The following is a 14,166-nucleotide window of genomic DNA, read 5'->3' on the forward strand; positions in this document are numbered from 1 at the left end:
GGCGGTCGGATCAGCGGGGGAGCGTGCGGGGTGACGGGAGGCGGGGGACGGGCGCGAGGGGTGGGTGCGTCCCGGGTTGCTCAGCAGGGGGTGCGCAGGATGGTATCCGTACGCGTCACCGTAGGGCCCGTGCGTGACCGAAAGTTTCGGACCCTTTCACCGGACCCGGCCGTCAGCGGGTGCCCCGGGCGGCGACCCGGGCGACCCGGGCCACGTTGGCCTTGGTGACGAACGCCGGCCCGGTGAGCACCGGGGCCACCCCGCCGCCGCTGACGTTGCCGTTGGTGCGGTACAGCCACAGCGCGTCCACCGCCAAGTAGCCCTGGAGGTAGGGCTGCTGGTCCACCGCGAACTGCACGTCGCCGTCGCGCACGGCCGCCACCAACTCCTCGTTGAGGTCGAAGGTGGCGACCCGGGCCCCGCTGTCCGCCTTCTCGGCGGCCTCCACCGCGGTGAGGGCGTACTGGGCGCCGTTGGTGACGACCTCGTCGATGGTCGGGTCCTGGCGCAGCCGGGCGGTGACGATGCCGGACACTGCCTCCATGTCGGTGCCGTCCACGTAGAGGTTCTCGGTCTGTCCGCCGAACGTCTTCTTCATCCCGGCGCACCGGGCCTCCAGGGCGACGTTGCCGCGTTCGTGGACGACGCACAGGGCGTGCTTCGCCTCCAGGGCGTTCAGCTTGTCGCCGACGGCCCGGCCCGCGAGGCCGTCGTCCTGGCCGAAGTACGCCGGCAGCCCCGCCGGTTTCCACGCGTCGATACCCGAGTTGAGCCCGACCACGGGGATGCCCGCGGCCCGGGCCTCGCCCACCGGTCCCTTCATCGCCTGGGGCTTGGCCAGGGTGACGGCGAGGCCGTCGACCTCGTCGCGGATCGCGTCCCGCACCAGCTCCGCCTGCCCCGCCTGGTCCGCGTCGCTGGCGTACGTCAGATCGATGCCGTCCTTCGCCGCCGCCGCCTCGGCCCCCTCGCGCACCAGGTCCCAGAACGCGTCGCCCTCACCCCCGTGGGTGACCAGGGCGACCCTCATCCGTCCGGCGCCCGCCCCGTCGGCGCCGGAGTCGTCGTCCGGGCCGAGGGCGGAGCAGCCGGTCAGGAGCAGACCGACGGCGGCCGCCAGGGCCGCGAGGCGGACGGATCTGCCGGAGGGCAAAAGCGCGGGAGGAGCGTTCATGCGGGTGCGGACCTCGCTGTGCGGCCGAGCAAGAGCAGGGGAGAGTGCGGCCCGCGGGGCGTGCGCCGACCGGGTGAACTCTCGCTGGCCCGGAGCCAATCGTGCGCGGCCACCGGTCGTCAAGTGACCGGCCACGGGAAGTGAGCTCTCGCTGCCGCATCGTGATGAAGCGTGAGCACACGGGGCTACGGGACACGGGTGGCTCAGCGCCGCCGTGCCCGCAGGGCCAGGGCGGCGCAGCCGGTCAGCGTCAGCAGCGCGGCGGCCCCGCCGGCGAGGAGTGGGGCGGAGGGACCGGAGGGTTCGGAGGCGGAGGCGACGGCGGTGCCATCCACTGCCGACGGGGCCGAACTTCCGCCAGCGGTACGTTTCTTGGCGTCCGGACGTGGCGAAGACCGTCCGCCGCGTGCGGACGCCTCGCGGGTCTTCTCGGTGGCCTCCCGCTCCGGGAACACCAGGTCCGAGCACGAGTAGTAGGTGTCCGGTGTGCTGCTGTTCCGCCAGACGGTGTAGAGCACGTGACGCCCCGTCCGGTCCTCGGGCAGTGTCACCCGGAAGCGGTACGCGCCGTCCGTGAGGGCCGGGTCCGTCACCTCGGCGAGGGGCCGCTCCGGCAGGTCGGACCAGGTGAGCGGCCGGCCCGGGTCGTAGCCGGGCCCGGTCAGGTAGAGGCGGAACGTGCCGGTGTGCGGGATGGTGGACGCGTACGTCATCGACAGCGTCCCGCCGGGCGCCACCCGGGTCGCCGGCCAGTCGGCGCGGGCGAGGTCGAGGCCACGGTAGCCGGGCAGGCCGCCGCTGCACAGCCGCCCGTCGGGGACCACCTGCCGGTCCCGGCCGTCGACGCCCGCGACCCGCAGGTCGTCCCAGGCCGCCAGCGGCGCGCCGTTGGCGGCGGTCGCCGCGCGGCACGCGTCGGAGTCCGCCCGCCCGCCGCCGGGCGAGCAGGCCACGACCCGGCTGACCGGATCCGTCGGTGCTCCGTGCGCCCACGCCGGTCCGGCCGCGCACAACAGAACGGGACCCACGAGGGCGGCGGCGAGCGCGATGCGGTGTCCGGTCATCCGTGACCTCTCCTGTGCCGTGGCGGGAACGGGATGCTATGAGTGCAGTACGGGAAAACCGCCCGGCCCGTTCACCCGGGTCCTTAACCGGGCACAGTGGTCCGTTCCCGGCCGCGGCCCGGTCATCGAGGGGTGTTTTCCGGCCGGATCGAGGGTTTCCCCGGTATCCCGCCGACCTGGCATTTGCCTATCGTTCGAGCGCAGTTGATCCACAGGCAACCCCGAACGGATCGCTGCCCCGCGCCTGGCCGGCCGATATGCCGCACATCGATTCACCCCGCCGCTTCGATGACGAAGCGAATCGACCCCCACTCCCCACTCCGCACCTTTCCGGAGTCACGGCACGAAAGGCACACCCTTGCGTACCCCCTCCCCGAACCCCCGGAACTCCTCGGCGAGACGGAAGCTGATATCCGCCGCCGCTCTGTCCGCCGCCCTGCTGACGGCCGCCTCCACTCAGGTCGCCGTCGCCGAGGAGTCCCCCACCGACGCGTCCGCCGTCCCCGCGGCCCGCACCGAGGCCGCGCCGGGGAGCCCGGCCGAGCGGCTGATCGTCGGCTACAGGTCGGGCGCCGCCGAGGCCGAGTCCAACAAGGCCGCCGCCGCGGACGCCGAGGCCAAGGGCAAGAGGACCGGCGAGGACGTGGACTTCCAGCGCCGTCTCGGCACCGGTGCAGCGCTCGTCGACCTCGGCGAGAACCTCAGCACGGCGGACGTCGCCGACGTGGTCGCCGAGTACAGCGCCGACCCGCAGGTCGCCTACGTGGTGCCGGACCGGCTGAACAAGCCCAAGCTGACCCCGAACGACACCGAGTACACCAAGCAGTGGGACCTGTTCGAGACCACCGCCGGCATGCGGGTGCCGGGTGCCTGGGACCTCGCCACCGGCGCCGGTGTCACCGTCGCCGTCATCGACACCGGTTATGTCGCCCACACCGACCTCGCCGCCAACGTCGTCGCCGGCTACGACTTCATCTCCGACACCGCGGTCGCCGTAGACGGCAACGGCCGTGACAGCAACCCTGCCGACCCGGGCGACTGGTACGCGGCGGGCGAGTGCGGCCAGTCCACCGGCAGCAACTCCTCCTGGCACGGAACCCACGTGGCGGGCACCATCGCCGCGGCCACCAACAACGGCAAGGGCGTCGCCGGCATCGCGTACAGCGCGAAGATCTCCCCGCTGCGCGTGCTCGGCAAGTGCGGCGGCTACGACTCGGACATCATCGACGCCATCACCTGGGCGTCCGGCGGCACCGTCTCCGGCGTGCCCGCCAACGCCAACGTCGCCAAGGTCATCAACATGAGCCTGGGCGGCAGCGGTTCCTGTTCGACCGCCACCCAGAGCGCCATCAATGCCGCCGTGAACCGCGGCACCACGGTCGTCGTCGCCGCGGGCAACGAGAACCAGAACGCCGCCAACTCCTCCCCGGCGAACTGCAACAACGTCATCACCGTCGCTGCCACCAACCGGGCCGGCGCCCGTGCCTCCTATTCCAACTACGGCACGGTCGTCGACATCGCCGCACCCGGCGGTGAGACCCGGACCAGCACGGCCAACGGCATCCTGTCCACGCTGAACTCCGGCACGCGGACGCCGTCGACCGAGAACTACGCCTACTACCAGGGCACCAGCATGGCCACCCCGCACATCGCGGGTCTCGCCGCGCTGATGGAGTCGGCCAACCCGGCCCTCACCCCGGCCCAGATCGAGTCGGCGATCAAGTCCAACGCCCGTGCGCTGCCCGGCACCTGCACCGGCGGCTGCGGCGCGGGTCTGGCGGACGCCGCCAAGACGGTGCAGGCCGTCAAGGGCGGTACGTCCACGGGCGGTTCCACCTACTCCAGCACCACCGCGGTGTCCATCCCGGACGCCGGATCGGCGGTCGAGTCCCCGATCACCGTCAGCGGCCGCAGCGGCTACGCGCCCTCGATCCTCCAGGTGGGCGTGGACATCACCCACACCTACCGCGGTGACCTGGTCGTCGACCTGGTGGCGCCGGACGGCTCGGTGTACCGCCTGAAGTCCGCCAGCAGCTCGGACTCCGCGGACAACGTCAACGCCACCTACACGGTGAACGCCTCGTCGGAACTCGCCAACGGCACCTGGAAGCTGCGGGTGCAGGACACGGCGGCGCAGGACACCGGCCGGATCAACGGCTGGAGCCTGACCTTCTGACGGCGGGCCCGACGGCCTGACCAGAGACGGCGATCGCCACAGACGGGCGGGTCGGCCGGTGCGGATGGGGCACCGGTCGGCCCGCCGTTCTCTTTTTCCCCCACACCTGCCACACTTAGATACCGGACGTGCTGTTTTCTTTCGAAGCGTGCGCTTGTTTTGCCGGATGTGCACCAACTCACAGGCGGGGCCGGGGAGGTGGGACAGCCGTACGGTGAGCTATCGTGTGCATCGGGTAAAAACAAACGGCATGACCCGTTCCTTTCCGGCTCAGGAGTTCAGTCGATGGCGAGGCAGGTACGCGCCGAACAGACCCGCGCGACGATCATCTCGGCCGCCGCCGACCTGTTCGACCGGCACGGTTACGAATCGACCAGTCTCAGCGACATCGTGGAACACGCACAGGTCACCAAGGGGGCCCTGTACTTCCACTTCGCGGCGAAGGAGGATCTGGCCCACGCCATCCTGGAGCTCCAGTCCGCCACCTGCCGACGGCTGGCCCGGGACACCGAGACGCGCGGCCACACCTCCCTCGAGGCGCTGATGCGGCTCACCTTCGGCATAGCCCGGCTGTCCGCCGAGGACCCCGTGCTGCGAGCCGGGCTGCGGCTCGCGACCGGTGGCATACGCCCGCGCCCACCGCTCAGCCACCCATTCACCGAGTGGCTGGACATCGTCACCGCCCGGCTCCTCGGCGCGGTGAAGGAGGCCGACGTCCACCCCGACGCCGACATCGACGTCGTCGCCCACTCCCTCGTCTGCTTCTTCGTCGGCACCCGCGTCGTGGGCCGCTCCCGCGAACCCGTCGCACGCCAGCCCCGCCGCACCGCCGAGATGTGGCAGATCCTCATCCGCGGTCTGGTCCCGGTCACCCGCCGCGCCCGCTACCTCAGCCTCGCGGCCCGACTCGAGCGGGAGATCGCCCCCGTCTGAGCACCGCCGCGCCGCCGACGCCGGCCGACTGACCGCAGCGCCCCGCGCGTTACGGTGAGCCGCATGCCCGACACCCCCACCGCCCCCCTGATCCTCGGCAACGAACCCGGCACCTTCCCCCACGGCGTGCTCGCCGAACGGCACCCCGCGATCATCCGGCGGGTGCGCGAGGACCTCCCGTTCGGACCGGAGCAGCGGCGCGCCCTCGACGCCCTGCTGGCGAGCTGCACCGGGGGCGTGATCGAACCCCTCCCCGCCGACGCGCACGACCGGGACCGCTGGGAGGGCTGGGGGATGGGCACGTACGCCGGACGGTCCTGGTACGACGTGCCCTGGCTGTGGTCCGAGAGCTGGCTCTACCGTCAACTGCTGCACGCCGTCGGCTACTTCACTCCCGGACCCTGGCAGGGCATCGACCCCTTCCGACCCGCCAAGCTCGCCGAACTCGGCTCCTCCACGACGGACGAGGAACTGGCCGCGCTCGACGACCTGGCCGACCGCCCCGCCGAGGAACAGGCCCGCGCCCTGCTGCACGGATCCCTGTGGGGCAACCGTGCCGACCTCGGCTTCCGCCTGTCCGCCGAGGGCACCACGACGGCCGCCCCCGTCCCGGCCCTCGTCGCCGACGACAGCGAGCGCCTGTGGCGGCTGCTCCGCACCGCGGGCACCGGCACGCTCTGCCTGGTCGCCGACAACGCCGGGCGCGAACTCGTGCCGGATCTGCTGCTCATCGCCCATCTGCTGGCCCACGGGCACATCGCCCGCGCGGTGCTGCACGTCAAGCCGTACCCGTACTACGTCTCCGACGCCACCACCGCCGACGTCCTCGACGCGGTGCGCCGGCTGACGGGAGCGAGGGGAGCGGCCGCGGAACACGGGCGCCGCCTGTGGACCGCCCTGACCGACGGCCGCCTCACGCTGCGCGCCCACCCCTTCTCCTGCTCGCCGCTGCCCTACGACCGGATGCCCGACGACCTGAGGGCCGACTTCGCCGCGGCCTCGCTCACCATGTTCAAGGGCGACCTCAACTACCGCCGCCTGGTGGGCGACCGGAGGTGGCCGCCGACCACGCCGTTCGCGGACGTCACCCGCTCCTTCCCCGGACCGGTCGCCGCCCTGCGCACCCTCAAGTCCGAGGTGATCACCGGGCTCACGCCGGACACCGAGGCGGCGCTCGTCGCGGCGGAGGAGCAGCGCTGGCGGGTCAGCGGGACGCACGCGCTCATCCAGGTCCGGTCGTAGCGGCTCCGAGTTCCCTTTCGCCCCCGGTTCACGCAATGGTGTGATCATGTCCGGGCGGACGGATGCGCCCGGTGGGCCACGGGCAGGACCCGGCCATGACGCAGCCGTTCGAACTCCCGCACTTCTACCTGCCGCATCCCGCGCGGCTCAACCCGCATGTCGACCGGGCCCGCGCCCACTCGACCGCGTGGGCGCGCGAGACGGGCATGCTGGAGGGCTCGGGAGTCTGGGAGCGGTCCGACCTCGACGCCCACGACTACGGCCTGCTCTGCGCCTACACCCACCCCGACTGCGACGGCGAGGCCCTCTGCCTCATCACCGACTGGTACGTGTGGGTCTTCTTCTTCGACGACCACTTCCTGGAGAAGTTCAAGCGCACAGGGGATCGCGCCGGGGGCAAGGCCCACCTGGACCGCCTGCCGCTGTTCATGCCGCTCGACCCGTCCGCGCCGGTACCGGAGCCGCGCAACCCGGTCGAGGCCGGCCTCGCCGACCTGTGGGCGCGCACCGTGCCGGCCATGTCCGCGCACTGGCGCCGCCGGTTCGCCGTCGCCACCGAACACCTCCTCAACGAGTCCCTGTGGGAGCTGTCCAACATCAACGAGGGGCGGATCGCCAACCCCGTCGAGTACATCGAGATGCGCCGCAAGGTGGGCGGTGCCCCCTGGTCGGCGGGCCTCGTGGAGTACGCGACCGCCGAGGTGCCCGCCGCCGTCACCGGGACCAGGCCACTGCGGGTGCTGATGGAGACGTTCTCCGACGCCGTGCACCTGCGCAACGACCTGTTCTCCTACCAGCGGGAGGTCCAGGACGAGGGGGAGAACAGCAACGGCGTGCTCGTCCTGGAGACCTTCTTCGGCTGCACCACCCAGGAGGCCGCCGACGTCGTCAACGACGTCCTCACCTCACGGCTCCACCAGTTCGAACACACCGCTTTCACCGAAGTGCCCGCGATCGCGCTGGAGAAGGGCCTCACCCCGGACGAGGTCGCGGCCGTCACGGCGTACGCGAAGGGACTCCAGGACTGGCAGTCCGGCGGCCACGAGTGGCATCTGCGCTCCAGCCGGTACATGAACGAGGGCGCCCGCCGGACCGTCCCGTGGGCGGGCCCGAGCGGCCCCGGGACCTCCGCCGCCGACGTGCGCGCCCTGCTCGCCGCGGCGGGCCACAGGGGGGCGTCGCCCACGCCGTCCGGGCAGTGGGGGAGGCTGCGCCCCCACACCCACGTGCCGTACCAGAAGGTCGGCCCGTCCCTGATCCCCGACATCCGCATGCCGTTCCCGCTCGAGCTCAGCCCGCACCTCGACACCGCCCGCGCCCGCCTGGTCGACTGGTGCCACCGGATGGGAGTCCTCGCCGAGGGCGTCTGGGACGAGGACAAGCTCGCCGCCTACGACCTCGCGCTGTGCTCGGCCGGACTCGACCCCGACGCCACACCGGAGGCGCTCGACCTCAGCGCCCGGTGGCTGGTCTTCGGCACCTACGGCGACGACTACTACCCGCTGGTGTTCGGCCACCGCCGCGACCTGGCCGCGGCCCGCCTGACCACCGCGCGGCTGTCGGACTGCATGCCGGTCGACGGCGAGGCGGCGCCGGTCCCGGCCAACGCCATGGAGCGCACCCTGACCGACCTGTGGGCGCGCACCACCGCGGCCATGACGCCCGGGCAGCGGACCACGCTGAAGGACGCGGTGAACGTCATGACCGAGAGCTGGCTGTGGGAGCTGTCCAACCAGATCCAGCACCGCGTCCCCGACCCGGTCGACTACCTGGAGATGCGCCGCCGCACCTTCGGCAGCGATCTCACCCTGAGCCTGTGCCGCATGGGGCACGGCCCGGCCGTCCCGCCCGAGGTCTACCGCAGCGGCCCGGTCCGCTCCCTGGAGAACGCGGCCGTCGACTTCGCCTGCCTGCTGAACGATGTCTTCTCGTACCAGAAGGAGATCGAGTACGAGGGCGAGATCCACAACGCGATCCTCGTCGTGCAGAACTTCTTCGGTTGCGACTACCCGAGGGCGCTCGGCGTCGTCCACGACCTGATGAGCCGCCGCCTACAACAGTTCGAGCACGTCGTCGAGCACGAACTGCCCGTGCTCCACGACGACTTCCGGCTCCCGGAGGAGGCACGCGCGATCATGCGGGAGTACGTGCACGATCTGCGGAACTGGATGGCCGGCATCCTCAACTGGCACCGCAGCGTGGACCGCTACAAGGCGGAGTGGCTCGCCCGCCGCGCCCACGGCTTCCTCCCGAACCGTCCGCCGGCCGTGCCTGTGCCCGGCTGACCCACCGTCCCGCGGGGCACGCTCACCGTCGCACCGACTCGCCCGTCGCCGCGCCGCGTGCTCCGCGGCGGCACCGGCGGGGGCCCGCACGGCCGGTGGGCGCGAGCCGTCCCAGCGCTGGCGCGGGTTGCGGCCACAGCTTCCGCCCGGCGCTGCGCCACGAGGGAACCGACCCGCGCGGCGTCCACCGTCCCGGCCGCCCGCCTGCCACGAAGGAGCCGCCCTGCCGCCGCTTCTCGCGGCGTGCCCGGGGCCCCGGGCACGCCGGCGGTCCGCCGCACCGTCGACCTCGCCCACTCCCTCGGCCCGCTCACCGAAGACCGCCCGGCGCACCGCGCGGATCCTGCACGGCTGGCCGCCTGTCCGGCGGGTGCGGCGGGCGCACGGGTGCGGTGCTGACCGGCCGGCCCCGAGAGCCACTCCTCACCCCGGCGACTCCGCGGATTTCCCTGCCGGGCGCCGGTCAGTCTCACTCGTTCGTGGCTCGTCGTCCCCGGGTGCATGGGGTAGCACTCCAGCCGGAGGCGATCATGGAACAGACTGCGCTGCGACCCAGGCCGATGCCGGGCAGGAGCCGGGAGGCCGGGACAAGCGGTGAGGCGAGGGGGAGCCGCGGGGGCGGCAGCGGAACCGGAGCCGCACAGCGCGCCACCCGGTCGCGGCCGCACGCCGCACGGCGGCGGGGCCGGCGGCTGATGTCCGTGCTGTTCGCGGCGCTCGCCGGGAGCCTTCTGGTGCTGTCCGGGGTGGGTCTGGGGGCGATGGGCGCCACGGTCGTCGGCGCCGGCGGCCTCGCCGAGTTGCGCCGGGAGGCGGGATCGTGGGGCGCCGTTCCCTCCGCCGGGCCGCAGCCCGCTCCGTCGCCGTCCGTCGCGGAGCGGTCCGGCGCGGCGTGGGCCCCCGTCGTGGCCAGGCTCGGCGCGGAGGTGGCGGACGACCGGAAACCGGGCGCTCTGGTGGTCGGTGTCCACATGCCCGGCCCGGCGTTCTCCGCGGGCCTGGTACGCGGTGACGTGCTCCTCGCCTTCGGCTCCGCCCGCGTCGGCTCGGCCGCCGACCTCGCCCGTGCCGTCGCCCGCGCCCGCCCCGGCCGGGAGGTGCGGCTGACGGTGCGCCACCGCGGCGGGGAACTCCGGAGGCTGACGGTCGTCCCCGGCGTCGTCGTCTGACCACCCCGCCGGACTCCGCGGCGCTCCGGGGCGGCTCCGGCGAACTCCCGAACCGGCTCGCGCCGCCCCCGTGCGACGGGCAGGATGCTGCCCGTAGCCACTCCGTCCGTCCTGGGAGGCCCGGATGACCGGCGAAACGCCCGAGTCCTTCACCGCCGACGACTACACGGCCCGCATGGAAGGCGCCGCGCGGCAGGCCGCCGACGCCGGGCTGGCCGGGCTGCTGGTGGCGCCCGGCCCGGACCTGACGTGGCTCACCGGGTACACGCCGACCGCGATCACCGAACGGCTCACTCTGCTGGTCCTCGCCCCCGGACGGGACCCCGTGCTCGTCGTCCCCACCCTGGAGGCCCCCGACGCCGAGCGGGCCCCCGGAGCCGCCGCGCTCACCCTGCGGGACTGGACCGACGGCAAGGACCCCTACGCCGCCACCGCCGCGCTCCTGGACACCGACGGCCGGTACGGCGTCAGCGACAACGCCTGGGCCATGCATCTGCTGGGCCTCCAGAGAACCCTCCCCGGCAGCTCCTACACCTCCCTCACCGAGGCCCTGCCGATGCTGCGCGCCGTCAAGGACACGGCCGAGCTGGAGCTCCTGGCCGCCGCCGGGGCCGCCGCGGACGCCGCGTTCGAGGAGATCCGGGGCGTCACCTTCGCGGGCCGCCGGGAGCGCGAGGTCGCCGACGATCTCGCCGCCCTGCTGCGGCGGTTCGGGCACTCCCAGGTCGACTTCACGATCGTCGCCTCCGGCCCGAACGGCGCCAACCCCCACCACGAGGCGGGCGAGCGCGTCATCGAACGCGGCGACATGGTCGTCCTCGACTTCGGCGGCCTGAAGGGCGGGTACGGCTCCGACACCTCCCGCACCGTCCACGTCGGCGAACCCACCGACGAGGAACGCCGGGTGCACGACCTGGTGCGCGAGGCGCAGGAGGCGGGATTCCGGGCGGTGCGCCCGGGGGCCGCCTGCCAGGACGTCGACCGGGCCGCCCGCGCGGTGATCGCGGACGCCGGGTACGGCGAGTACTTCGTCCACCGCACCGGACACGGCATCGGCGTCACCACCCACGAGCCGCCCTACATGATCGAGGGCGAGGAGCAGCCCCTCGTGCCGGGCATGTGCTTCTCCGTGGAACCCGGGGTCTATCTGCCGGGGCGGTTCGGCGTGCGGATCGAGGACATCGTCACCGTGACCGAGGACGGCGGGCGGCGTCTCAACAACACCGCGCGGAACCTGGTCATAGTGGACTGAGCGGCAACCGATGTCCCCGCAGAGCCTCCCGACGACAACGGCGCGACCATGACCCAGGCACCGACACCCACCGCGGACACCGTCCGCCGGCTGGTCCGCACCCTCCTGAAGGAGAAGAGGGGCGGCGCCGCCGGCCGGGACGGCAAGGAAGGCCCCCCGGACCCGGCCGGGCCAGGACCCGACGTCCGGCCGGTCACCGAGGGCCCCGGGCCCGACGCCTGGTGGGTCGGCAACCGCCACGTGCTGCGCCTCGCCCCCGACCGCGAGGCCACCGCCCGCCGACGGCGCGAAGTACGGCTGCGCGAGCTCGTACGCCCGCACGTGCCCGTCGCGCTGCCGGTCAGCGTGGCGCACGGCGAGTGGGCGCCCGGGCTGGCCTACACCCTGGACACCAGGGTGCCCGGCGGCTCGGCGGAGGAGCACGACGTCTCCGCCGTCGGCGAGGCCGACCTGGCCGGGCTGCTCGCGGGGCTGCGCGAGGTGCCGGTGCGGCAGGCCGAGAGCCTCGGCGTGCCCCTGGTCTCCCCACGCTCCCTCGAGGCGCTGCGCCGGGCGGCCGGGCAGGCCGCGGAACGGCTCGCCGCGGCCGACGAGTTCGACCCCCCGCGCCTGAAGCAGCTCACGCCCCCCGCGGCGGCCCAGCTCGCCGCCCAGCCCGGCTCGGCGGTGCTCGTCCACCACGGCCTCACCGGGGCGCACCTCGTGGTCGGCACCGACGGCCGGGTGCGCGGTGTGCTCGGCTGGGCCGACGCGGTGATCGGCGACCCGGCCGAGGACATCGCGGGCCTCGCCCTCGCCGTCGGTTCCCCGGCCGCCGTGCGCGCCGCCACCCTCGCCGGCTACGGCGCCCGCCCCTGTCTGCGCGGCCTCTGGCTGGCCCGCTGCGACGCGCTGGTCCACCTGGCCGACGCCCTCACGGGCCTCCCCGCACCCCGGCTGCCCCTGTTCCGCACCCGACTGCGCCGGGCCTGGGAACCGATCCTCCTGGAGCGCGTGACAGACCTGCGGGCCACGGGCCCGGACGACACGTTCTGACACCGACGCTCCCCGAGGCTTCCCGGAGCGCCCGCGAGCCCTGACCGGATTCAGTCCTGGAGCAGCACCACCGCCGACTCCCCGGGAACGGTCAGCACCCCGTCCTCCCCGGGAGCCTCCACGGGCTCCCACGCGGCCAGTACACGCACCCGGGGCACGCCCAGGGGGACGACGGCCGGTTCCGCGGCGAGGTTCACGGCGACCACGACGTCGCCGCGGCGGAAGGCGAGCCAGCGCCGGTCCTCGTCGTAGGCCACCTTGGTGTCGGCGAGGTCGGGGTCCGTGAGGTCCGGCTGCTCGTGGCGCAGGGCGGTCAGCCGGCGGTACCAGGCCAGCACGCGCGCGTGGGGCTCGCGTTCCGGCTCCGACCAGTCGAGACAGGAACGGTCCCGGGTGGCGGGGTCCTGCGGATCGGGCACGTCCTCCTCCGCCCAGCCGTGCGCCGCGAACTCCCTGCGCCTGCCGTCCCGCACTGCCTTGGCCAGCTCCGGATCGGTGTGGTCGGTGAAGAACTGCCAGGGCGTCCCCGCCGCCCACTCCTCGCCCATGAACAGCATCGGCGTGAAGGGCGCGGTCAGGGTGAGCGCGGCGGCGCAGGCCAGCAGTCCGGGGGACACGAGCGCCGAGAGGCGGTCGCCCTGGGCGCGGTTGCCGACCTGGTCGTGGGTCTGGCCGTAGCCGAGCAGCCGGTGACCGGCCACCCGGTTGCGGTCCAGGGGGCGGCCATGCCGTCGGCCCCGGAAACTGGAGTACGTGCCGTCGTGGAAGAAGCCGCCGGTCAGGGTCTTGGCGAGGGCCGCGAAGGGGGCTCGCGCGAAGTCCGCGTAGTAGCCCTGCGACTCACCGGTCAGCGCGGTGTGCAGCGCGTGGTGGAAGTCGTCGTTCCACTGGGCGTGCAGCCCGAACCCGCCCTCCTCGCGCGGCGTCACGATCCGGGGGTCGTTCAGATCCGACTCGGCGATCAGGAACAGCGGCCGGCCGGTGTCGGCGGCGAGCGAGTCCACCGCCGCCGACAGCTCCTCGAGGAAGTGGTACGCGCGCGTGTCCACCAGCGCGTGCACCGCGTCCAGCCGCAGCCCGTCGATCCGGTAGTCCCGCAGCCAGGCCAGTGCGCTCTCCACCAGGTACGCCCGCACCTCGTCCGAGCCCGGGGCGTCGAGGTTGACCGCCGCGCCCCACGGCGTGTGGTGGGTGTCCGTGAAGTACGGGCCGAACACCGGCAGGTAGTTCCCCGACGGGCCCAGGTGGTTGTGCACCACGTCGAGCACCACGCCCAGGCCGAGCGCGTGCGCGCGGTCGACGAACCGTTTCAGCCCCTCGGGCCCGCCGTACGGCTCGTGCACGGCCCACAGCGAGACGCCCTCGTACCCCCACCCGTGCCGGCCCGGGAAGGGGCACACCGGCATCAGCTCCACGTGCGTGACCCCCAGCTCGGCGAGGTGACCGAGCCGTTCGGCCGCCGCGTCGAAGGTGCCCTCGTGGGTGTACGTGCCCACGTGCAGCTCGTACAGCACCGCGCCGGGCAGGGGCCGGCCCGGCCACTCGGAGCGCCAGGCGTACCGCTCGTGGTCGACGACCGCGCTGAGCCCGTCCGGCCCGTCCGGCTGCCGGCGCGAGCGCGGGTCGGGCAGCATCGGCCCGTCGTCCAGGGCGAAGCCGTACCGGGAGCCGTCGTGCGCCTCGGCCTCCCCCCGCCACCACCCCTCGCGCTGCGGATCGCGCTCCAACGCGCGTGTGACGCCGTCGCACTCGAGCGTCACTCGGCCGGCCTGTGGTGCCCACACCTCGAACTGCACGGACGGTTCCCCTTCGTCTGCTCACCGTGATGTAGCGCGT

The 14,166-nt window shown here is 73.5% G+C and carries 10 protein-coding genes; 7 read left to right on the forward strand and 3 right to left on the reverse strand.

The features are described from left to right. Positions 1-172 precede the first annotated feature (172 nt). Together ACFYOV_RS09140 and ACFYOV_RS09145 are read right to left on the reverse strand one after the other, a co-directional pair. Positions 173-1,174, reverse strand: coding sequence for a substrate-binding domain-containing protein (locus ACFYOV_RS09140; RefSeq protein WP_389084783.1), 1,002 nt, complete (start codon positions 1,172-1,174; stop codon positions 173-175). A 203-nt stretch (positions 1,175-1,377) separates the two neighbouring features. After that, on the reverse strand, positions 1,378-2,238 hold the full coding sequence (locus ACFYOV_RS09145; RefSeq protein ID WP_389084786.1) for a lytic polysaccharide monooxygenase: 861 nt from the start codon (positions 2,236-2,238) through the stop codon (positions 1,378-1,380). A 358-nt stretch (positions 2,239-2,596) separates the two neighbouring features. On the opposite strand from ACFYOV_RS09145, the gene ACFYOV_RS09150 reads away from it, so the two are divergent. The 7 genes from ACFYOV_RS09150 to ACFYOV_RS09180 all read left to right on the forward strand — a co-directional run bounded on the left by ACFYOV_RS09150 (position 2,597) and on the right by ACFYOV_RS09180 (position 12,330). Then, positions 2,597-4,414 carry a S8 family serine peptidase gene (locus tag ACFYOV_RS09150; RefSeq protein WP_389084788.1) on the forward strand — a complete coding sequence of 606 codons (1,818 nt, stop codon included), beginning with the start codon at positions 2,597-2,599 and terminating at the stop codon, positions 4,412-4,414. Between the two features lie 285 nt (positions 4,415-4,699). Further along, a complete protein-coding gene (locus ACFYOV_RS09155; protein ID WP_389084791.1) occupies positions 4,700-5,347 on the forward strand; it encodes a ScbR family autoregulator-binding transcription factor in 648 nt (215 codons plus the stop codon). A 63-nt stretch (positions 5,348-5,410) separates the two neighbouring features. Then, on the forward strand, positions 5,411-6,589 hold the full coding sequence (locus ACFYOV_RS09160; protein WP_389084793.1) for a damage-control phosphatase ARMT1 family protein: 1,179 nt from the start codon (positions 5,411-5,413) through the stop codon (positions 6,587-6,589). A 95-nt stretch (positions 6,590-6,684) separates the two neighbouring features. Next, positions 6,685-8,874: a germacradienol/geosmin synthase Cyc2 gene (cyc2, locus tag ACFYOV_RS09165; protein ID WP_389084796.1), complete on the forward strand. Its 2,190-nt coding sequence runs from the start codon at positions 6,685-6,687 to the stop codon at positions 8,872-8,874. A 695-nt stretch (positions 8,875-9,569) separates the two neighbouring features. Beyond that, on the forward strand, positions 9,570-10,043 hold the full coding sequence (locus ACFYOV_RS09170) for a PDZ domain-containing protein (protein ID WP_389084798.1): 474 nt from the start codon (positions 9,570-9,572) through the stop codon (positions 10,041-10,043). A gap of 124 nt (positions 10,044-10,167) precedes the next feature. Continuing rightward, on the forward strand, positions 10,168-11,295 hold the full coding sequence (locus tag ACFYOV_RS09175) for an aminopeptidase P family protein (protein ID WP_389084801.1): 1,128 nt from the start codon (positions 10,168-10,170) through the stop codon (positions 11,293-11,295). Positions 11,296-11,343: 48 nt separating this feature from the next. Further along, a complete protein-coding gene (locus ACFYOV_RS09180; RefSeq protein WP_389084804.1) occupies positions 11,344-12,330 on the forward strand; it encodes an aminoglycoside phosphotransferase family protein in 987 nt (328 codons plus the stop codon). Positions 12,331-12,380: 50 nt separating this feature from the next. On the opposite strand, the gene treZ is transcribed toward ACFYOV_RS09180, so the two are convergent. After that, entirely contained in the window at positions 12,381-14,126 is a 1,746-nt protein-coding gene (gene treZ, locus ACFYOV_RS09185; RefSeq protein WP_389084806.1) for a malto-oligosyltrehalose trehalohydrolase, read from the reverse strand. Positions 14,127-14,166: the final 40 nt, after the last annotated feature.

This window comes from Streptomyces sp. NPDC005931, from assembly GCF_042871235.1.
GTDB lineage: Bacteria > Actinomycetota > Actinomycetes > Streptomycetales > Streptomycetaceae > Streptomyces.